The sequence below is a fragment of the Mesorhizobium sp. B1-1-7 genome, assembly GCF_006442705.1.
GTDB classification, from domain to species: domain Bacteria; phylum Pseudomonadota; class Alphaproteobacteria; order Rhizobiales; family Rhizobiaceae; genus Mesorhizobium; species Mesorhizobium opportunistum.
Map to the genome: position 1 here is coordinate 142,247 of NZ_VFWQ01000007.1, position 18,473 is coordinate 160,719.

Annotated in this window: 20 protein-coding genes and 1 tRNA gene; 7 read left to right on the top strand and 14 right to left on the bottom strand. The window is 63.7% G+C overall.

Annotation, left to right across the window (positions count from 1 at the left end; all coding sequences use genetic code 11):
* Positions 1-15 precede the first annotated feature (15 nt).
* The gene (locus tag FJ978_RS13735; RefSeq protein ID WP_140572527.1) at positions 16-1,386 is read left to right on the top strand and encodes an alpha-glucosidase/alpha-galactosidase; all 1,371 of its coding nucleotides are present in this window, start codon (positions 16-18) and stop codon (positions 1,384-1,386) included.
* Between the two features lie 68 nt (positions 1,387-1,454).
* Here the strand turns inward: FJ978_RS13735 and yacG are convergent, their stop codons facing one another.
* The 9 genes from yacG to FJ978_RS13780 form a co-directional block, all read right to left on the bottom strand.
* A complete protein-coding gene (gene yacG, locus FJ978_RS13740; RefSeq protein WP_013893692.1) occupies positions 1,455-1,652 on the bottom strand; it encodes a DNA gyrase inhibitor YacG in 198 nt (65 codons plus the stop codon).
* Entirely contained in the window at positions 1,649-2,275 is a 627-nt protein-coding gene (locus FJ978_RS13745) for a Maf-like protein (RefSeq protein WP_013893693.1), read from the bottom strand. The genes yacG and FJ978_RS13745 overlap by 4 nt, the downstream gene beginning before the upstream one ends.
* A 23-nt stretch (positions 2,276-2,298) precedes the next feature.
* Complete coding sequence (infA, locus tag FJ978_RS13750) at positions 2,299-2,517, bottom strand: translation initiation factor IF-1 (protein WP_006200926.1); 219 nt, start codon at positions 2,515-2,517, stop codon at positions 2,299-2,301.
* Positions 2,518-2,604: 87 nt separating this feature from the next.
* On the bottom strand, positions 2,605-3,060 hold the full coding sequence (locus tag FJ978_RS13755; protein ID WP_140572528.1) for a low molecular weight phosphatase family protein: 456 nt from the start codon (positions 3,058-3,060) through the stop codon (positions 2,605-2,607).
* Positions 3,048-3,533 carry a UPF0262 family protein gene (locus tag FJ978_RS13760; protein WP_140572529.1) on the bottom strand — a complete coding sequence of 162 codons (486 nt, stop codon included), beginning with the start codon at positions 3,531-3,533 and terminating at the stop codon, positions 3,048-3,050. Before FJ978_RS13760 ends, FJ978_RS13755 begins: the two co-directional genes overlap by 13 nt.
* Before the next feature lie 6 nt (positions 3,534-3,539).
* Positions 3,540-4,832 carry a histidinol dehydrogenase gene (gene hisD, locus FJ978_RS13765; RefSeq protein ID WP_140572530.1) on the bottom strand — a complete coding sequence of 431 codons (1,293 nt, stop codon included), beginning with the start codon at positions 4,830-4,832 and terminating at the stop codon, positions 3,540-3,542.
* Between the two features lie 7 nt (positions 4,833-4,839).
* Positions 4,840-5,274 (bottom strand): DUF2948 family protein, encoded by a 435-nt coding sequence (locus FJ978_RS13770; RefSeq protein WP_013893697.1) that lies wholly within the window; start codon positions 5,272-5,274, stop codon positions 4,840-4,842.
* 177 nt (positions 5,275-5,451) lie between these two features.
* Complete coding sequence (gene murA, locus FJ978_RS13775) at positions 5,452-6,744, bottom strand: UDP-N-acetylglucosamine 1-carboxyvinyltransferase (RefSeq protein ID WP_140572531.1); 1,293 nt, start codon at positions 6,742-6,744, stop codon at positions 5,452-5,454.
* Between the two features lie 128 nt (positions 6,745-6,872).
* Positions 6,873-7,049 (bottom strand): hypothetical protein, encoded by a 177-nt coding sequence (locus FJ978_RS13780; protein WP_083833364.1) that lies wholly within the window; start codon positions 7,047-7,049, stop codon positions 6,873-6,875.
* Positions 7,050-7,209: 160 nt separating this feature from the next.
* Between FJ978_RS13780 and FJ978_RS13785 the strand changes: the two genes are divergently transcribed.
* The 5 genes from FJ978_RS13785 (at position 7,210) to FJ978_RS13805 (ending at position 12,778) form a co-directional block, all read left to right on the top strand.
* Positions 7,210-7,284 (top strand) — tRNA-Thr (locus FJ978_RS13785).
* A 134-nt stretch (positions 7,285-7,418) separates the two neighbouring features.
* Positions 7,419-8,561 carry a hypothetical protein gene (locus tag FJ978_RS13790; RefSeq protein WP_140572532.1) on the top strand — a complete coding sequence of 381 codons (1,143 nt, stop codon included), beginning with the start codon at positions 7,419-7,421 and terminating at the stop codon, positions 8,559-8,561.
* Positions 8,562-8,774: 213 nt separating this feature from the next.
* A complete protein-coding gene (locus tag FJ978_RS13795) occupies positions 8,775-10,331 on the top strand; it encodes a DUF882 domain-containing protein (RefSeq protein WP_140572533.1) in 1,557 nt (518 codons plus the stop codon).
* A 152-nt stretch (positions 10,332-10,483) separates the two neighbouring features.
* On the top strand, positions 10,484-11,407 hold the full coding sequence (locus tag FJ978_RS13800) for a MurR/RpiR family transcriptional regulator (protein WP_013893702.1): 924 nt from the start codon (positions 10,484-10,486) through the stop codon (positions 11,405-11,407).
* Between the two features lie 54 nt (positions 11,408-11,461).
* Entirely contained in the window at positions 11,462-12,778 is a 1,317-nt protein-coding gene (locus FJ978_RS13805) for an ArgE/DapE family deacylase (RefSeq protein WP_013893703.1), read from the top strand.
* 24 nt (positions 12,779-12,802) lie between these two features.
* Here FJ978_RS13805 and FJ978_RS13810 read toward each other — a convergent pair whose 3' ends face one another.
* From FJ978_RS13810 to FJ978_RS13830, 5 genes are read right to left on the bottom strand one after another with little or no spacing between them, the layout of a single operon-like run.
* On the bottom strand, positions 12,803-13,837 hold the full coding sequence (locus FJ978_RS13810) for a branched-chain amino acid ABC transporter permease (RefSeq protein ID WP_140572534.1): 1,035 nt from the start codon (positions 13,835-13,837) through the stop codon (positions 12,803-12,805).
* The gene (locus tag FJ978_RS13815; protein WP_140572535.1) at positions 13,834-14,709 is read right to left on the bottom strand and encodes a branched-chain amino acid ABC transporter permease; all 876 of its coding nucleotides are present in this window, start codon (positions 14,707-14,709) and stop codon (positions 13,834-13,836) included. Before FJ978_RS13815 ends, FJ978_RS13810 begins: the two co-directional genes overlap by 4 nt.
* A 9-nt stretch (positions 14,710-14,718) precedes the next feature.
* Positions 14,719-15,432, bottom strand: a complete 714-nt coding sequence (locus FJ978_RS13820; RefSeq protein ID WP_140572536.1) for an ABC transporter ATP-binding protein — start codon at positions 15,430-15,432, stop codon at positions 14,719-14,721.
* On the bottom strand, positions 15,429-16,166 hold the full coding sequence (locus tag FJ978_RS13825) for an ABC transporter ATP-binding protein (RefSeq protein ID WP_140572537.1): 738 nt from the start codon (positions 16,164-16,166) through the stop codon (positions 15,429-15,431). Before FJ978_RS13825 ends, FJ978_RS13820 begins: the two co-directional genes overlap by 4 nt.
* Before the next feature lie 3 nt (positions 16,167-16,169).
* Entirely contained in the window at positions 16,170-17,423 is a 1,254-nt protein-coding gene (locus FJ978_RS13830; protein WP_140572538.1) for an ABC transporter substrate-binding protein, read from the bottom strand.
* Positions 17,424-17,602: 179 nt separating this feature from the next.
* Between FJ978_RS13830 and FJ978_RS13835 the strand changes: the two genes are divergently transcribed.
* Entirely contained in the window at positions 17,603-18,421 is an 819-nt protein-coding gene (locus tag FJ978_RS13835) for an alpha/beta hydrolase (protein ID WP_140572539.1), read from the top strand.
* The last annotated feature ends 52 nt before the right edge of the window (positions 18,422-18,473 follow it).

Here is an 18,473-nt window from a genome sequence, read left to right on the forward strand (position 1 = left end):
TAGCCGGAGGTTAGCGTGGCAAAAAATCCCAGGATCACTTTCATCGGCGCCGGCTCGACGGTGTTCATGAAGAACATCGTCGGCGATGTGCTGCAGCGTCCGTCGCTGTCGGGCGCGACGATCGCTCTCATGGACATCAATCCGCAGCGGCTGGAGGAGAGCGCCGTCGTCGTCAACAAGCTGATCGCGACGCTCGGCGTCAAGGCGAAGGCCGAGACTTACTCCGACCAGCGCAAGGCACTTTCCGGGGCCGACTTCGTCGTCGTCGCCTTTCAGATCGGCGGCTACGAACCCTGCACGGTCACCGACTTCGAAGTGCCGAAGAAATACGGCCTGCGCCAGACGATTGCCGACACGCTCGGCGTCGGCGGCATCATGCGCGGCCTGCGGACCGTTCCGCATCTGTGGAAGATCTGCGAGGACATGCTCGCCGTCTGCCCCGAAGCGATCATGCTGCAATACGTCAACCCGATGGCGATCAACACCTGGGCGATATCGGAAAAATACCCTGATATCAAACAGGTCGGCCTCTGCCATTCGGTGCAGGGCACGGCGATGGAATTGGCACACGATCTCGACCTTCCCTACGAGGAAATCCGCTATCGCTCGGCCGGCATCAACCACATGGCCTTCTACCTGAAATTCGAGCATCGCCAGGCGGACGGCTCCTACCGCGACCTCTATCCCGATCTCGTGCGCGCCTATCGCGAAGGCCGCGCGCCAAAGCCCGGCTGGAACCCGCGCTGCCCCAATAAGGTGCGCTACGAGATGCTGACCAGGCTGGGCTTCTTCGTCACCGAGAGCTCGGAGCATTTCGCCGAATACACGCCCTATTTCATCAAGGAGGGTCGCCCCGATTTGATCGAGAAATACGGCATTCCGCTCGATGAATACCCCAAGCGCTGCATCGAACAGATCGAGCACTGGAAGGACCAGGCGCAGGCCTATCGCTCGGCCGACCGTATCGAGGTCGAGCCGTCCCGGGAATATGCCTCCTCGATCATGAATTCGGTCTGGACCGGCGAACCCTCGGTAATCTACGGCAATGTCCGCAACAATGGCTGCATCACCTCGCTGCCCCGCGATTGCGCCGCCGAAGTACCGTGCCTTGTCGATGCCTCCGGCATCCAGCCGACCTACATCGGCGACCTGCCGCCGCAACTGACGGCACTGATCCGCACCAACATCAACGTCCAGGAACTGACGGTGCGGGCGCTGATGAGCGAGAACCGCGAGCACATCTACCATGCGGCGATGATGGACCCGCACACATCGGCCGAACTCGATCTCGACCAGATCTGGTCGCTGGTCGATGATCTCCTGGCCGCTCACGGTGACTGGCTGCCGGCCTGGGCGCGCGTGAAGCGCAAGAACGAAGCCGCCTGATCAGAGCATGTCACCCAAAAGTGATCCCGGCTTTGGAAAAACGACATGCATGAAGACAAAGGCCGCTTTCATTTCGGCTCGTCGGGGTCGGTCTCTTCCTCGTCGTCGCGGGCCTTGATGACATAGGCACCCTTCAGCCAGCGGTTGAGGTCGATGTCCTTGCAGCGCGTCGAGCAGAATGGATAGGTCTCGCGCGCCGAGGGCTTGCCGCATTCGGGGCAGGGGCGCTTGGGGCGCAGCGGCGTCACTTTGTCGTCGGGGCTCATAGCCGTGGGGACAGCCAGTTTTGATGGATTTTGAAGCCTTCGCCCGACAGCAGCGCCACCGTCTCGTAGAGCGGCAGGCCGACGATGTTGGTGTACGAGCCGACCAACTTCACGACGAAAGCTCCGGCGAGACCCTGGACGGCGTAGCCGCCGGCCTTGCCCCGCCACTCGCCGGACGCGACATAGGCGTCGATTTCCTCGCGTGGCAGCCGCTTGAAGCGCACCCGCGTCTCGACCAGCCGCTGGCGCAACTTGCCGCCCGGCGTGATCAGGCAGATGCCCGAATAAACCCGGTGCGAGCGGCCCGACAGCAGGCCGAGGCAGTTGGCGGCATCATCGAGCGTCTCGGCCTTGGGCAGGATGCGCCGCCCGACCGCGACCACCGTGTCGGCGGCCAGCACGAAGCTTGGCGCATGGTCCGTCTCGGTCTTCAGCGACGCGAACGCTTTCTCGGCCTTTTCCTTCGACAGCCGCTTGGCCAGCGAGCGCGGATGCTCGGCACGCAGCGGCGTCTCGTCGATATCGGCTGGCAGGATACGGTCCGGCTCGATGCCGGCCTGCTGCAGGAGTTCGATACGGCGCGGCGAACCCGAGGCAAGCACCAGCTTCTGCAAAATGCTCATCGCGTTCCGGCCGAGCCCTGATCTTACTTGAAGCGGTAGGTGATGCGGCCCTTGGTCAGGTCGTATGGCGTCATCTCGACCAGAACCTTGTCGCCGGTCAGCACGCGGATGCGGTTCTTGCGCATGCGGCCGGCCGTATGGGCGATGATCTCGTGTTCGTTTTCGAGTTTCACCCGGAACATCGCGTTGGGCAACAATTCCGTCACGACACCCGGAAACTCGAGGACTTCTTCCTTCGGCATTCGATACCTTTGCTTGGATGGCAATTCCAGCGCCCCGGCTGGAATTTCGGCGGAACCTATATGATAATCGTTCGCTTGTGAACACGCTTAATCCGGATGGTCTGGAGCGACGAACCTGCGGCCGATCCGGGCTTTCAGCCGCTCGCGCACGTCGCGATAGCTGGCCATGATCTGCTCGCGCGTGCCGCCGGCACCGGTCGGGTCCGGTGTCGGCCAATATTCGACCTCGACGGCAAGCGAGCGGGTGAGCTCCAGCGCGGCATGGTGCGCCTCCGGCGCCAGCGTCACAATGAGGTCGAAGTAGTCATCCTCGAGCTCGTCCAGCGTCCTTGGATGACGTTCGCCCAGCGTGAGACCGTCCTCGGCCAGCACGGCATCGACGAACGGGTCCCGCTCGCCGGCGCGCACACCGGCCGAAGCGACGAAGATGGTGGCGGGCAGCATCCGGCGTGCCAGCTGCTCTGCCATCGGCGAGCGCACGGCATTCATGCCGCACAGGAACAGGATCGAGCGGGGCAGGGTAGCCAGGACTAGCCCCGCCAGTGCAGCACGCAGACCAGCGTGAACAGCCGGCGCGCCGTATCGAAATCGATGTCGATCTTGCCCGAAAGCCGGTCCATCAGCGTCTGCGAGCCTTCATTGTGCAAACCCCGGCGGCCCATGTCGATCGCCTCGATATGGCTCGGCGTCGAGGAGCGGATGGCGTCGTAATAGCTTTCGCAGATCATGTAGTAATCCTTGACGATGCGCCGCAGAGGCGTCAGCGACAGGATGTGGGTGACGACCGCGCTGCCGTCCTCGCGCGCCACGGCGAACACCAGGCGCTGCTCGGCCAGCGACAGCTTCAGCCGGTAGGGACCGGCTCCGCTGTCGTTGACGGGCTGAAAACTGTTCTCCTCGATCAGGTCGAAGATCGCCACCGCCCGCTCGTGCTCGACATCGGGCGTCGAACGGCCGATCGATTCATCGAGTTCGACATCGATCAGTTTTGCGCGGCTTTGATCGGAGCCCGTCATATCCGCCTACATATTCAGCCGGACAGTGACGGAGCGGCCATGCGCGTCGAGCCCTTCCGCCTTTGCCAGCGCGACCGCCGCGGGCGCCAGCAGGCGCAACTGTTCCGGTCCGAGCTTGAGGATCGAGGTGCGCTTGACGAAATCAAGGACGGACAGACCCGACGAGAAGCGCGCCGAGCGGGCCGTCGGCAGCACATGGTTGGAGCCGCCGACATAGTCGCCAATGGCTTCCGGCGTATGACGGCCGAGAAAAACCGCACCGGCGTTGCGCATCCGCGACAGGAAGCCTTCTGCGTCATCTATTGCCAGTTCGACATGCTCGGCCGCGATGCGGTCGACCAGCGGCAATGCCGCGTCGATCGTTGGCACCAGGATCACCGCGCCGAAATCGCGCCAGCTCGCCGACGCCGTCTCGGTTCGCGGCAGGCTCTGCAACTGGCGCTCGACCGCCTGTTCGACCGCCTTGCCGAAAGCCGGCTCATCGGTGATCAGGATCGATTGCGCCGACGCGTCGTGTTCGGCCTGGGCGAGCAGGTCGGCGGCGATCCAGTCAGGATCGTTGCTGCCGTCGGCCACCACGAGCACTTCCGAGGGGCCGGCGATCATGTCGATACCGACCGTGCCGAACACCTGGCGCTTGGCCGCCGCGACATAGGCATTGCCGGGCCCGACGATCTTTGCGACCGGCTTTATGGTCTCGGTGCCATAGGCAAGGGCTGCGATCGCCTGGGCGCCGCCGACGCGGTAGATTTCGGACACGCCTGCCATGTCGGCCGCCACCAGCACCAGCGGATTGATGATGCCGCCCGGCGCCGGCACGACCATGACGATGCGCTCGACGCCGGCCACCCGGGCGGGCACGGCGTTCATCAGCACCGAGCTTGGGTAGCTTGCGGTGCCGCCCGGCACGTAGAGCCCGACCGCCTCGATCGCCGTCCACCGCCAGCCGAGCTCGACGCCGGCGGCATCCGTGTAGCGATCGTCCTTGGGCCGCTGCCGCTCATGGTGGGAGCGGATACGGTCGCGCGCGAATTCAAGCGCTTCGACCGCCTTCGGGTCGGCCGTTTCGTAGGCGGCCGCAATGTCTTCCTTCGACACGGCAATGCCGAGGCTGTTCAAATCGGCGCGGTCGAATCTTTGTGTGTAGTCGATCAGCGCCGCGTCGCCCTCGGCACGCACGCGCGCGATGATCTGCCGCACGGCGGCGTCGACATCCTCGGAGACTTCCCTTTTGGTCAACAGGAAAGCGGCGAAACGCTGCTCGAAATCGGCGTCGGACTGACGAAGCGTGATGGCCATCGGATATTCAAGCCTTGTGGACGGGCCGCGACGTGGCTTCCCACGCGCCGCCGACATCGGCAAGGCGGGCCTCGATGCACTCGACATCGAGCATGATGGTGCCGCCACCGGAAAAGATCAGCTCGACGATACCGGACGGCTTGCTGATCTCGATAAAACTGATCGCCAGCAGGGACAGGATCTCGGCCGGCTTGTCGCGGGCGATGCCGTTGGTCTTGGCGCCGAGCACCCGGTCGAAATGCAGCACGGCCTGCCGCCGCTCATTATGCTGGCGAAACAGGCCCGACTTTGCCTCCCAGACGAAGCGGTTCATGGTCAGCACGAAGCGCTTGGCCGAAGGCAGGAATTCGAGGTCCGAAACCTTCATCACGGCGTCCTGGACATGGGCCGAGACAATGCTCAGATCCTGATCGTCGAGCGCGATGAGTTTGAGGGCTGCCATGCTGAAAGTGCACCTGAAAGTTGGTTTAAGCCCTCTGTTAGGCGGTCTTTCCGGTCGGTGCAACCGCAGCACGGGCTAGCGCCTCGGCAAAGCTGCCGATCTCCCCCCGGAAGAGGGGAGATTGGATGCTGCCTCGGCTTTCGCCAATCGCCTGCGCAGAGGCAGAGGTAGCAGTCGTTACGCCGAAATCCGCTCGATCACCGCGCCGCAGTTGGAGAGCTTCTCTTCCAGCCGCTCGAAGCCGCGGTCGAGATGGTAGACGCGGTTGACCGTGGTCTCGCCTTCGGCGGCCAGGCCGGCGATGACCAGCGAGACGGAAGCGCGAAGATCGGTGGCCATCACCGGTGCGCCCTTCAGCTTCGCCACGCCGTCGACGATCGCCGTCTGGCCTGAAAGCGTGATGTGGGCGCCGAGCCGGGCCAGTTCCTGGACGTGCATAAAGCGGTTCTCGAAGATCGTCTCGGTGATGCGCGACTTGCCCTTGGCCATCGTCATCAGGCCCATGAACTGCGCCTGCAGATCGGTCGGGAACGCCGGGAAGGGCGCCGTCGTCACATCGACGGGCGAAATGCCGGTGCCGTTGCGCTTCACGCGGATGCCGGAATTGGTCTGCGTGATCTCGGCGCCGGTCTGGGCGATCACGTCCAGCGCGGTCTGCAGCAATTCGGGACGCGCGCCTTCGAGCACCACGTCGCCACCGGTCATGGCGACGGCCATGGCATAGGTACCGGTCTCGATGCGGTCGGGGATGACGCGCACGCGGGCGCCCGAAAGCGCTTCGACGCCGTCTATGGTGATGACGGGCGTGCCTGCGCCGGAGATCCTGGCGCCCATGGCATTGAGGCATTCGGCAAGGTTGACGATCTCGGGCTCGCAGGCGGCGTTTTCAAGCACCGTCTCGCCCTTGGCGAGCGAGGCCGCCATCATCAGCACATGGGTGGCGCCGACGGAGACTTTCGGGAACACGTAGCGGTTGCCGACAAGGCGGCCGTTCCTGGTCTTGGCAAGCACATAGCCGGTGTCGACATCGATGTCGGCGCCCAGCGCCTGCAGGCCTTCGAGGAACAGGTCGACCGGGCGCGTGCCGATGGCGCAACCGCCCGGCAGCGACACTTTCGCCTCGCCCATGCGGGCCAGCAGCGGGCCGATCACCCAGAACGACGCCCGCATCTTCGACACCAGCTCGTAAGGCGCGGTCGTATCGACGATGTTGCGGGCGGAGAAGTTGATGGTGCGCGAATAGCCTTCATTCTGCTTCTCGCGGCGGCCATTGACCGAATAGTCGACGCCGTGATTGCCGAGGATCCGGATCAGCTGCTCGACATCGGCCAGATGCGGCACGTTTTCCAGCGTCAGCGTGTCGTCGGTCAACAGCGAGGCGATCATCAGCGGCAGGGCCGCGTTTTTCGCGCCCGAGATCGGAATACTTCCGGCAAGCTTGTTGCCGCCGACAATTCTGATGCGATCCATGGAAAACGTCCCTCTCGGCCAGAAAAGGCCGGTTCAATCGTTTGAGTATCGGTCCGTCTAGACCATTGGCCGGCGTGGTTCAAGAAATAGGATTTCGCCCACCCCGGTCCAAGAGTGGCCGATTTGAGTTAATCTTTTTGTATTTCCTCGGCTCCGCCGAGCCCCTCCGGCCGCTGGTCGGCGCCGCCGGTGCGGCGCGAGCGCGACTGCGCCTTGCGCTTCTGCAGATTGGCCCGCAATTGCTCGGCGAGCCGGTCCTTGCGGTCCGTGCCGCCCTTTTTTGCTTCATTTGTCTTGTCGTTCATCGTCCCGTCCCGCCTGCCCGTCGGCCGACACCCATTCAGGGATAGCCAACATTGTGGCGCCGCCATGTCATTAAAAGCTATCCGGCAAAGGCTTTCACAGAAGCATTGCACTTGGCCTTGCGCTTGCCGGTTCGATATGGCAGAAGCCCCGCCATCAGCGGCTGCGGTAGCTCAGTGGTAGAGCACTCCCTTGGTAAGGGAGAGGTCGAGAGTTCAATCCTCTCTCGCAGCACCAGATTCTCTCCGCTTTCCTCAATTTGGTCTGCTTTGGAACCTCGGCGTGCGCCCGATCAGGTCGTTTTCGCGCACCAGCGGCTTGCCGGGCGCCCGGGTCGATGGCTAAATAAACGATCACAGGGAGAAGGCACCATGGCACTTCACCTTTCGGCGGATGCCCCGGCCTCGGTCGCGGCTGCCCCGCAAAAATATCTCTTTGGCCCGTTCATCGACTTTTTCATGCTTGGCGGGAGCGCGCTTGTCATCCTGCCGGTGCTGTATTTCGTGCCGCTCAGATACGAAGCGGCCCTGACGCTGACGATGTTCTTGCTCTCCCATCTTATAAACCAGCCGCACTTCGGTCATTCATACCAGATCTTCTATCGCAATTTTGCGCGCAAGGTGCGCGGCGAGGGCTACGGCCGCAGTCTCCAGATCCGCTATATCCTCGCGGGCATCGTCGTCCCGTTGGCCATGGCCGCCTTCTTTGCCTATGGCTCGCTGACGGGGAACGCCCGGCTGCTCGGCAATGCGACCAACGCGATGGGCTTTTTCGTCGGCTGGCACTACGTCAAGCAAGGCTACGGCATGCTGATGGTGGACGCCGTGCTGAAGCGCAAATTCTTCAGCGATCAGGACAAGAAGGTGTTGCTGTTCAACGGCTACGCCGTGTGGCTGTTCGCCTGGCTTCAGACGAACGTGGTGATCACCGAGAGGCAGTTCTGGGGTCTGGAATACTACACCTTCGCCGTCCCGCCATGGCTCATCACCATCGCCATGTCGATCGCCGCCGCCTCCTCGGCGGCTACCGCGGTGATGTTCATCAATCGTTGGCGCAGGCATGGTGGGGCGCTGCCGTATAATGGCGTCGTCGCTTACCTCGTGTCCCTTTATGCCTGGATCCTCTTCGTGACGTTGAACCCGCTCTGGCTGCTGGTGGTGCCGGCGCTCCATTCCTTGCAATATCTGGCGGTGGTCTGGCGCTACCAGACCAATGTCGAGCGCGACCGCGCGGATGCCGTCGAGAGGCCGCGATGGCAAATCCTGTCCATTCTTGGACCGGTGTACAGGCTGCGCGTGCTGGCGTTCATCGTCGTCGGCGCAATTCTCGGGGCGCTCGGTTTCTGGCTGGTGCCGATGGCACTGGCGGACCTGGTTCCCTACGACAAGGCGGTGTTCGGCTCGTCGCTTTTCCTCTTTATCGCGTGGATATTCATCAACGTGCACCATTACTTCCTGGACAATGTGATGTGGCGGCGCGGCAACCCGGAAGTGTCGAAATATCTGTTCCGCTGAAGTGGTTGGCTGAAATTCAGTCCGGGGCGGCCGTCGAGGTGGAGCGTCCCGTTCCCAGCGCCGACACGATTCGTTAACCAAGATGCTGTTCATCGACATGACGGGTGCCCGTCTGCGTGATCAAGCCTGCTCGCCAGGTCGAGGGCTCGAAGAGAAAGTTCCTCATCCCGGCGGGGACGTCAAATCGCCCGAAACAAAAACGATGTGCAAGGCATGACCGTGATTGAAAGCGAACAAGACACGCCCGGCGCTTCCCGTTGCTGGACACGGTTGCCGGCCGTCGTGGCAGCGTTCCTCTGCATGTGCGTCACCAGCGCGTTCGCCGAGACGCGCAGCCTGAAGATCCAGCATCTGCATACCGGCGAAAAGGCCGAGATCGTCTTCAAGCGCAACGGGCGCTACGATCAGGCGGGATTGAAGAAGATCAATGTGATGCTGCGCGACTGGCGCCGCAACGAGCCGACCAGGATGGATCCGCGCCTGCTCGACCTTGTCTGGCAGGCCTACCGGGCCAGCGGCTCGACAGCCTACATCCACATCGTCAGCGCCTATCGTTCGCCTGCGACCAATGCCATGCTGCGCGGCCGCTCGAAGGGCGTGGCTCGCGAGAGCCAGCACATGGTTGGCCGCGCGATGGACTTCTTCCTGCCGGACGTGCCGCTGAAGAAGCTGCGCGACATCGGTCTCAAGATGCAGGGCGGCGGTGTCGGCTATTACCCGACCTCCGGGTCGCCCTTCATTCACATGGATGTCGGCAATGTGCGGCACTGGCCGGGCATCAGCCGCCAGGAACTCGCCAGGGTTTTCCCCAACGGCAATACATTGCATGTGCCGAGCGACGGCAAACCGTTGCCAGGCTACGAGCAGGCGTTTGCCGCCTACAAATCGCGCAAGGCCGCCGGCACACCCAACATCGAACTGGCAAGCGTCGATGGCGGCCAACGCAAGTCGCGCGGCCTGCTGGCGACGCTTTTGGGGCGCGGCGCGGATGAGTCCGATGATGTCGCGGAAGCGGCGCCGGCGCCACGCAAACCGGCAAAGTCCGTTGAACCCGGGTCGGCCGGGCAGGGCATAGCTATCGTGCCGCCGCAGGATGCCAAGCGCGCGGACATCCGGACGGCCACCGCCGATCCCGCGGAAGAACCGCTCGCCGGGCCTGAAGCGACTGTCATGGCCATGGCGCCGGGCTCAGTGCCGCTGCCGGCCTTCGCGCCGCGCGCCGAACCGCCGGACGACAAGCCGGCATCAGCCAATGCCCTGGGCAAGACGGATCCCGCTCCGGCAAGCGTCGCGCCGGACATGGTGGCGCTCAACATCCCGTTGCCGACATGGCGACCGGAAAGCCAGACGAGCCCGGCGCATCAGCCGGAAGCGGCCAAATCCGGCGATGCTGTCGGTGCCCTGCTGGCCATGCATCATCCTGATGACGGCCTCGACAAGCTGGCCGGGCAGCGGATCGCGGTCGCTCCGTCGAAACCCGAAGAGCGCGTCAGGACCAGCCTGAAGGCCGACCGTGTCCAGCCACGTCTCGATCCCGAAGCCACCGCTGTTATCGTGCCGGCCGCATCGCCCGGCCGGCCGCTTGCGGCAGGTCGCGTCATCGCCAGGGGAGCCGAACCGACGGCGGCGCCGGTCATCGCCGCTAATTTCATCCGCACGGCACCGGAGCAGATCTATCTCGACGGGTTCCAGCCGCGAAGACAGATGTCCGATCACCGCCGCTTCACCGGCTCCGCGGTGAAGTTCCTGCCCATCGCCAGCTTCAAATAGGTAGGCGACGGCCGCGACGGCCCAGACCCGTCGCGGGATATCAGCCGCCTCCATAGAGACGCCCGTTCGGCTCTGTAAGATATTTTCCAAATTTGACAATCTTGCATGAAATTGTAAGTTAATCGTCTTTCCGTCAGCGAGAGGCGATGACCATGTCGATCCGCGAAGAACTGGCCAATACCACCTTGGCGTTCACGTCGGCGGAAGAAAAGATCGTTCAGGTCCTGCTTGCCGACTATCCCATGTCCGGGCTAGGCACGGCGACCCGGCTGGCACGGCGCGCCGGGGTCAGCGACCCGAGCGTGACGCGCCTGATGACCAAGCTTGGCTATGTCGGTTTTGCCGATTTCCAGGCGCGCCTGCTCACCGAGGTCGAATCTAGGCTGCATTCGCCGCTTCTGATGATGGAGGCCAAGCGCCCGGGCGGCTCCAGCGAAGGCACGGCACTCGCCTATTTCCATTCGGTTTCCGACAGTCTGGAGCGCACGCGCACGGCGGTGCCCCTGCAAGCCTATACGCGCGCCGTCAACCTGCTGCTCGAAACCAAGGGGCAGGTGGTGCTGCTGGGCGGCCGTTTCAGTCGGCATATCGCCTCCATGCTTGCCGGCTACCTCCTCCAATTCCGCTCCGGGGTGCGCGACATCGGTTCGCTCAGTCCGGCCGATTTCGACCTCTTGATCGACCTTGGCAAGCGCGACCTTCTCGTCGTCTTCGACTACCGCCGCTACCAGTCGGACGTGGTGAGCTTTGCGCAACAGGCCCACGAGCGCGGCGTCTCCGTCCTGCTGTTCACCGATGTCTGGCTGTCGCCGATCGCCGATATCGCCGACCTGACCATGGTCGCGGCGATCGACGCCAATTCGCCGTTCGACACGCTGGCGACCGCCGTCGCGCAGATGGAAACCGTCTTCGCCCATGCGCTGGAAGGTCATGGCGCGGGGGTCCGCAAGCGGATCGAGGACATCGAGAAGATCCGCAGTGCCAACGCGGTCACGCTCGATGCCGCCGAACCGGCCTCGTCCGATGACGCGGGGCCGTCGAAGCCAGCCCACAAATCCAAGGCCGAGAAAAAGTGACGCCGATGCGCTTGGCGCTTCCCGCTATCGTAGCATAACCAAGGGACCGAGAAGATGCCTGACAACCAAACAATCATCGATGCTGTGCAGGCTGAGATCGAGACCGACCGTGACTGGCTGATCGGACTGACCCGCGACATGGTTCGCATTCCCTCGGTCAATCCCAAGTTCGAAGCCAATGCGACGATCAACCGCGAGGCGGATGTCCAGGCGCTGCTCGAGCCGATCCTCAAACGGGACGGCTTCCGCACCGAACAATGGGACGCCTTGCCCGGCCGTCCCAACCTGGTCGGTGAATGGGCCGGAGACGAGGACCGCAGCCTGATCCTGTGCGGACACATCGACGTCGTGCCGGTCGGCGCCATCAAGGACTGGTCCGTCGATCCGTTCGGTGGCGAGATCACCAATGGCCGGCTCTATGGCCGCGGTGCCGTCGACATGAAGGGCGGCGTCGCCGCTTGCATCGCCGCCGCGCACGCGATCCGCAAGGCGGGCATCACGCTGCAAGGCCGACTGGCCATCCACTCCGTCGTCGACGAGGAGGCCGGCGGCTTCGGCGCCATGGATGCGGTCAAGAAGGGCAAGCTCGCCAAGGCGGTGCTGGTGGCCGAACCGACCTGGGGCGATGTCCTGCCGGTCGAGGGCGGGCTCGAATGGGCGCGGGTGACGATCCGTGGCCGCAACGCGCATTCGGCGCTGCGCTACAATGAAATCTACCCGCAGCGCCACGACAAGGACCGGCTCGAGCCGGGCGTCAACGCAATCGAGATCGCCGCCCGCTTCATTGCCGCCGTCCGCCAGTATGAGCTGGACCGGACGCGGGCGAAATCGCATCCATTGCTGCCGCTCGGCATGAACACGATCAACATCGGTGTCATGCATGCCGGCACCGGCCTTGGCGAGCACGGCTTGCCGACGGTCATGACCAACCCGGCCATCATTCCCGATGTCGCGGTGCTCGATCTCGACATGAAATTCCTGCCCGACGAGAATTCGGCCGACTACCGCCGCGATTTCGAGACGTTCGTCCATCATTTCGCCCAGACCGACGCCTGGCTGCGCGACAACCCGCCTGCGATCCAGTGGGAGCTCGGCGGCCTGCATTTTCCGCCGATGAACACGCCGGTCGATCATCCGCTGGTGACATCGCTGATGAAGCGCAAGGCGGTGGTCGGCAAGGCGCCGCAGGTGCGCGGCTTCGTCGCCGTGTGCGATGCCGCGCATTACGCCGGTGCCGGGGTCGACGGCGTCATCTTCGGCCCGTCGGGCGACGGTTTCCACGGCGCCAACGAATATGTCGAGGTGGAATCGGTGGTCGAGACCGCCAAGGTTATCGCCGCATCCGTTATCGACTGGTGCGGCGTCCGTTGAGGCGGCGCCGCTGTTTCAACGTGGTCAGGCCGGGCGGTTGATCCGCCCGGCGACGGCACCCCATGCCGATTTGATCATGCCGGCCAGCCCGCTGGGATAGGCGAGCATCACGCCGATGATCAGCACCGCCGTGATCATCGGGCGCCATGCCCCGAAGTCGGCCATCCACTCGGCGAAGATCGTCAGCACGAAGGAAGCGACGATCGCCCCGTAGATTGTGCTGGTACCGCCGAGCAGCACCATCGACAGGATGATGGTAGCCAGGCTCATGCCGAAGACGTCGATCGAGGCGTTGCGCTGGTAGGCGGCGTAGAAGGCGCCGGCGATGCCGGTGAAGAAGGCGCTGGCTGCCAAGGTCAGCATGCGCTGGCGCACGATCGAGACGCCGCGGCTGATGGCGTATTCCTCATTGTCGCGTAATGCCACGATGCTGGCCCCGGCGCGCGAGCGCACGAACACGCGCAGGAACAGCGTGCTTGCGACCAGCAGCGCCAGCGCGATGTAGAAATAGGCGAACTTGCCGTCGCGGATCATGTTGTGGTCGAACACATAGAGCCCCGGAATGCGCACGATCCCTTGCGTGCCACCGGTGATGTCGGACTGGCTGAGGATCACCTGCATCACCAGCTGCGCGAAGCCGAAGGTCACCAGGATGATGTAGATGCCTTTCAGCCGCAGGATCGGGATGGTCACCAAGATCGCCGCCAGCGTGGCGATGATGCCGCTGGCAAACAACGCGATCCACGGGTCGAATGCACTGAGCTTGGTCAGCAGGCTGTAGGCATAGACGCCGATGCCGAACAGCGCGAGATGGCCGAAATTGAAAACGCCGCCATAGCCTAGGCTGAGATCCCAGTTCGACGCGACGATCGCATAGATGAAGGCCATGATCAGGATGTGGCGGGCATAGGTGTCGCCGAAGACCAGCGGCAGCAGTGCCAGCAGCACGAAGCCAAGCACGAAGCCGACGGCCTCGTGCTTCCACGGCGTGCGGCCGGGAGCGACCGGGCTTGCCGCTTCCGTACGGATCGAGGCGATCGGCGATGTCGTGTCGGTCATGCGAGGCCTCGCGAGCGGCTGGCGAAGATGCCCTCGGGGCGCACCATCAGGGTCAGGATCAGCACGCCGAACAGCAGTGCCGGCGTCCAGTAGAGGCCGAAATAATAGCTGCAGGCAGCCTCGAAGAAGCCGATCAGATAGGCGGCGAAGATCGGTCCCGATATGCTCGATATGCCGCCGAAGACGACGACGATCAGCGCCTTGAGCAGCGGATCGCTGCCCATGACAGGCGACATGAAGCGATAGCCGCCCATGAAGATGCCGGCCAGCCCCGCCAGCGAAGCGGCGATGGCGAAGGCGAGCCCGTAGAGCGCGGTGACGTTCAGCCCGACCAGATGGCTGGCATCCTCGTTCTGCGCCACGGCGCGCAGGGCCAGCCCCGGCCGCGTGCGGTTGAGGAACATCCACAGCGCCGCCAGGATCAGCGGCGTGATGACGATGATGGCGATCTGGTGCAGGGAGACGCCGACGCCGCCGATGGTGGCATTGCCGTCGATCAGCGCCGGGATCTGCTTCGAGCGCGGCCCCCAGATGGTCAAGGCGCCGTTCTCGATCAAGGATCCGGCGGCCAGCGTGGTGATGACGACGACCAGCACGATGTTGGGCCGGCCGATCAGCGGCCGCACGACGCTGGCCTGCAGGATCCAGCCGACGCCGGCCATGACGACGACGGCAATTGGAAAGGCCACGGCTGCCGGCAGGCCAAGCTCGACCAGCTGCCAGGCAATGTAGGCGCCCAGCATCATGAACACGCCATGGCTGAAGTTGAACACGCCGATCGTCGTCCAGACGAGAGCCAGACCGACCGCCATCATGGCGTAGAGCGAGCCCTGGAACAGGCCGCCGAACAGGATTTCCGCCAGTGCGCTCATGCTGCTGTCCTAATGGCCAAAATACATCGACATGATCTCGCCGTGGTCGAGGCTTTCACCCGGCTTGATCTCGGTCGCCACCGCGCCGTGATTGACGAGGTAGAGTTGCTGCGTCAGCTCCAGCAGGAACTCGATGTCCTGCTCGACGACGATGAGCGGCACGCCGCCGCGCGAAATGTCCATGACGGAGGCGCAGAGTTCGTCCTTGATCTTGGGCGCCAGCCCCAGCGTCGGCTCGTCGAGGATCAGCAGGCGCGGATGGCTCATCAGCGCCGTGCCGATCGACACCATCTGTCGTTCGCCGCCCGAAAGCGTGCGCACGCGCTGGCGCCAGCGTTCCGCCAGTTTCGGGAACAGCTTGGTCACCTTCTCGCGGTTCTCCGCCTCATGTGGGCGGGCACGCGGCGAATAGGCGCCCAGTGCCATGCAGTCGGCGATGGAGAGGTCGGGAAACAGCCGGTTGCCTTGCGGCACATGGATCAGGCCGGCGCCGACGATGGCACGCGCGCTGCGACCGACAACGTCTTGTCCGTCGAACAGGATGCGGCCGCTCTTCGGCCGCAGCAGTCCGGAGATCGTCCGCAGCAGCGTCGTCTTGCCGTGGCCGTTGGGTCCGAACAGGCCGACATTGCCGAAGCGCCCCGCCTCCAGCGAAATGTCGTGCAGCACGGTGACGCGGCCATAGCCGGCGGTGACGCCTTCGACGGTCAGGATGGGGTTCACGCCACGGCCCTCCTGGTTCCGAGATAGGCCTCGATGACGCGCTGGTCGGCGATCACATCGGCCGGTTCGCCGGCGGCCAGCACCCGGCCATTGTTGAGCACCAGGAGATGCCGCGACAGGCTCATCAGGAAGGTCAGCACGTGCTCGATCAGAAGGATGGTGATACCGCGTTCGGCGGTGCGGCGGATCAGCCCGATCGACGTCTCGATTTCGGGCTTGGTCAGGCTCGACGCCGGTTCGTCCAGCAACAGCATGCGTGGCTTCATGGCGATCGCGGTGGCCAGCATCAGGCATTTGCGCTCGAAGACGGACAACTCTCCGGCCAGCCGCCCGAAGGACGCGGCGCCCAGGCCGACGAATTCCAGTGCCTCGGCGGCCGCATCGCGGGCTGCCGCGGCCGTTTTTTCCTGCTTGCCATAGCTGGCGCCGATCAGCGCGTTCTCGAACACGGTCAGCCCGTCGAAACTGGTCTCGCGCTGGAAAGTGCGGGCAAGGCCGAGGCGCGCGATGGCATGTCCCGGTCTGCCGTTGATTGGCGTCCCATCGAAACGAATGTGACCCCGGTCGGGGCCGAACGGAATACCGGTGATGATGTTGAACAGCGTGCTCTTGCCGCTGCCGTTCGGGCCGGCGATGCCAAAGATCTCGCCGGCCTCGACCTTGAATGACACGCCATCGACGGCCTTCAGCGAACCGAAGGCCTTCGACACGTCGTCCAGTTCAAGCAGGGCCATCCCTTACTGCATCCAGGGCTGCGGCTTGAAGGCGCCGGTTGCGTATTTCTCCGGGGAGATCAGCGCGCGCTTGCCATCCCAGATCTGGAAGAAGGTGATCGGGATATAGTCGTCGCCCTGCGTGGCGAGGTGGGTGGCGGGATCGAATTTCAGTCGGCCTTCAGCGACCTGCTTGTCGGTCTCCGACAGCGCCTTCATGATCGCCGCGTGGTCGGATGCGCCGCCGACCTTCTTGACCGCGTCGAAATAGACATTGGTCATCTCGTAGAGGCCGACGCCGTAGGTACCGCTTTCGACGCCGTATTTCGCCTTGAATTTGGCCGCCACCTCGTCGGCGCGCGGGTTCTTCGGCGTCGTCAGCGCCCCGCCCAGAAGATTGTAGATGACGCCGTCCGACTTCTTGCCGGTCAGCTCGACGAATTCGGGAACGCTCGGCGCGTATTGCAGGAAGACCAGGCTCTTGGTCGGCTGTTCGAGGAACTGGTTCAGGAAGGATGCCGAATTGCCCGGCAGGTAGTCGGTGTTGATGACCACGTCGGGAACATTCTGGCGCACCTTGGCCAGGATCGAACGCCAGTCGGTCACTTCGCCGAACGGCACGATCTCGTCGACGGTGATGGTCCAGCCCTTCTCCTTGAAGGTCTTCTTCATGCCCTCCGAAATGGTCTTCGAATAGGCGTTGTCGGAGGAGATGATGGCGACCTTCTTGGTCGGCAAGGTGATTTTGCCGTCGGCCGCGAGCTTTTCGACGAACAGGGTGACGTCGGTGTTGTAGGCGTCGAAGGACGGCGTCAGCGACCAGCAGCACATGTATTTGTCGGGGTTCGGCGCGATGATGTCCCTGGTCTGCTGCGAGGTGGCGGCCAGCATGTAGGGCATCTCGGCCTCGGCCATGTTGTCGATCTCGAAATTGGTCAGGCTGGCATAGCCGGTCAGCATGAATTGCACGCCGGGATCGCCGAGCAGGCGCTCGACCGCGCTGGTGACGTTGCCGGCGGACTGATCCTTGACGTCGCCGACCACCAGTTCGAACGTGTTGCCGGCAACGCCGCCGGCCGCGTTCGCCTCGTCGATCGCCATCTGCACGCCGCGCTGGAATTCCTGGCCGTCCGCCGCGGCGGGTCCGGTGATCGGCGCGAGCAGGCCGATCTTGACGACATCGGCGAAGGCGGGCGCGCTCGCCGTGGCAAAGGCGCCGATCAGCGCGGTGCTGATCAGCATATGGCGGATTCTGTTGGCTGCGGATTTGGATTTCATCGTGCCGTTCCCTGTTTTCCTCCCGTTCATCGGGAGTTGGATAATTGACAATCTACGCATAATTGTTCTTATTTGAAAAGGAATTTTCAACGCAACCTGACTGGGAAGTCGGTTCCCGCCCAAGGTGGCGCTTTGCTGCGCATCTGCATTAAAACAAGGCATTCCCGACGGAGCAGACCATGACGATCTCGCAGAAGACCCTTGAAACGAGCCACGGCAAGATCGCCCTTCGCGAGACCGGCGGCAAAGGCACCGCCGTGATGCTGATCCACGGCAACTCGTCCTCCAGCGCGGTCTTCCGCAACCAGCTCGAGAGCCCGCTGGGCGAGCGCTACCATTTAATCGCACCCGATCTGCCGGGGCACGGGGCATCAGGCGACGCGATCGATCCGGAGCGCTCCTACAGCATGGAGGGCTATGCCGATGCCATGACCGAAGTGCTCGGGCTGCTCGGCGTGGACAAGGCGATCGTCTTCGGCTGGTCTCTCGGCGGCCATATTGGATTGGAGATGATCGACCGCTTTCCAGGCCTGCTCGGCCTGATGATATCAGGCACCCCGCCGGTTTCGCCCGAGGAGGTCGGCAACGGCTTCAAGTCGAGCCCGCATATGCACCTTGCCGGGCAGGAAGCCTTCACTGCCGCCGATGTCGAGGCCTATGCGCGCAGCACCTGCGGCGAGCCGTTTGAGCCGTTCCTCATCGACACGGTCGCGCGCACCGACGGGCGGGCGCGGCGGCTGATGTTCGAGAAATTCGCGGCTGGCACCGGCCGCAACCAGCGCGAGATCGTCGCCGGCAAGACGCCGCCGATCGCCGTCCTCAATGGCATCGACGAGCCTTTCGTCAACACCGATTTTGTCGCCGCGGTGAAGTTTTCCAACCTGTGGGAAGGCAAGGCTCATCTGCTCGACAGGTCAGGCCATGCGCCGTTCTGGGATTCGCCGGATCGTTTTGACCCGATCTTCGCCCGCTTCCTGGCAAGCGTCGACGAAAAGTAGGCAACCGCGAGCCTGCAAGCCTCGCCGACCAAGGCGTGATAATGTGAGAGCG

What these genes read in the sequence shown, in the direction of transcription:
- yacG (WP_013893692.1), bottom strand. Translation starts at nt 1,652, where the DNA reads ATGAGCCCCGACGACAAAGTGACGCCGCTGCGCCCCAAGCGCCCCTGC.
- FJ978_RS13745 (WP_013893693.1), bottom strand. Translation starts at nt 2,275, where the DNA reads ATGAGCATTTTGCAGAAGCTGGTGCTTGCCTCGGGTTCGCCGCGCCGT.
- infA (WP_006200926.1), bottom strand. Translation starts at nt 2,517, where the DNA reads ATGCCGAAGGAAGAAGTCCTCGAGTTTCCGGGTGTCGTGACGGAATTG.
- FJ978_RS13760 (WP_140572529.1), bottom strand. Translation starts at nt 3,533, where the DNA reads ATGACGGGCTCCGATCAAAGCCGCGCAAAACTGATCGATGTCGAACTC.
- hisD (WP_140572530.1), bottom strand. Translation starts at nt 4,832, where the DNA reads ATGGCCATCACGCTTCGTCAGTCCGACGCCGATTTCGAGCAGCGTTTC.
- FJ978_RS13770 (WP_013893697.1), bottom strand. Translation starts at nt 5,274, where the DNA reads ATGGCAGCCCTCAAACTCATCGCGCTCGACGATCAGGATCTGAGCATT.
- murA (WP_140572531.1), bottom strand. Translation starts at nt 6,744, where the DNA reads ATGGATCGCATCAGAATTGTCGGCGGCAACAAGCTTGCCGGAAGTATT.
- FJ978_RS13780 (WP_083833364.1), bottom strand. Translation starts at nt 7,049, where the DNA reads ATGAACGACAAGACAAATGAAGCAAAAAAGGGCGGCACGGACCGCAAG.
- FJ978_RS13790 (WP_140572532.1), top strand. Translation starts at nt 7,419, where the DNA reads ATGGCACTTCACCTTTCGGCGGATGCCCCGGCCTCGGTCGCGGCTGCC.
- FJ978_RS13795 (WP_140572533.1), top strand. Translation starts at nt 8,775, where the DNA reads ATGACCGTGATTGAAAGCGAACAAGACACGCCCGGCGCTTCCCGTTGC.
- FJ978_RS13800 (WP_013893702.1), top strand. Translation starts at nt 10,484, where the DNA reads ATGTCGATCCGCGAAGAACTGGCCAATACCACCTTGGCGTTCACGTCG.
- FJ978_RS13805 (WP_013893703.1), top strand. Translation starts at nt 11,462, where the DNA reads ATGCCTGACAACCAAACAATCATCGATGCTGTGCAGGCTGAGATCGAG.
- FJ978_RS13810 (WP_140572534.1), bottom strand. Translation starts at nt 13,837, where the DNA reads ATGACCGACACGACATCGCCGATCGCCTCGATCCGTACGGAAGCGGCA.
- FJ978_RS13815 (WP_140572535.1), bottom strand. Translation starts at nt 14,709, where the DNA reads ATGAGCGCACTGGCGGAAATCCTGTTCGGCGGCCTGTTCCAGGGCTCG.
- FJ978_RS13825 (WP_140572537.1), bottom strand. Translation starts at nt 16,166, where the DNA reads ATGGCCCTGCTTGAACTGGACGACGTGTCGAAGGCCTTCGGTTCGCTG.
- FJ978_RS13830 (WP_140572538.1), bottom strand. Translation starts at nt 17,423, where the DNA reads ATGAAATCCAAATCCGCAGCCAACAGAATCCGCCATATGCTGATCAGC.
- FJ978_RS13835 (WP_140572539.1), top strand. Translation starts at nt 17,603, where the DNA reads ATGACGATCTCGCAGAAGACCCTTGAAACGAGCCACGGCAAGATCGCC.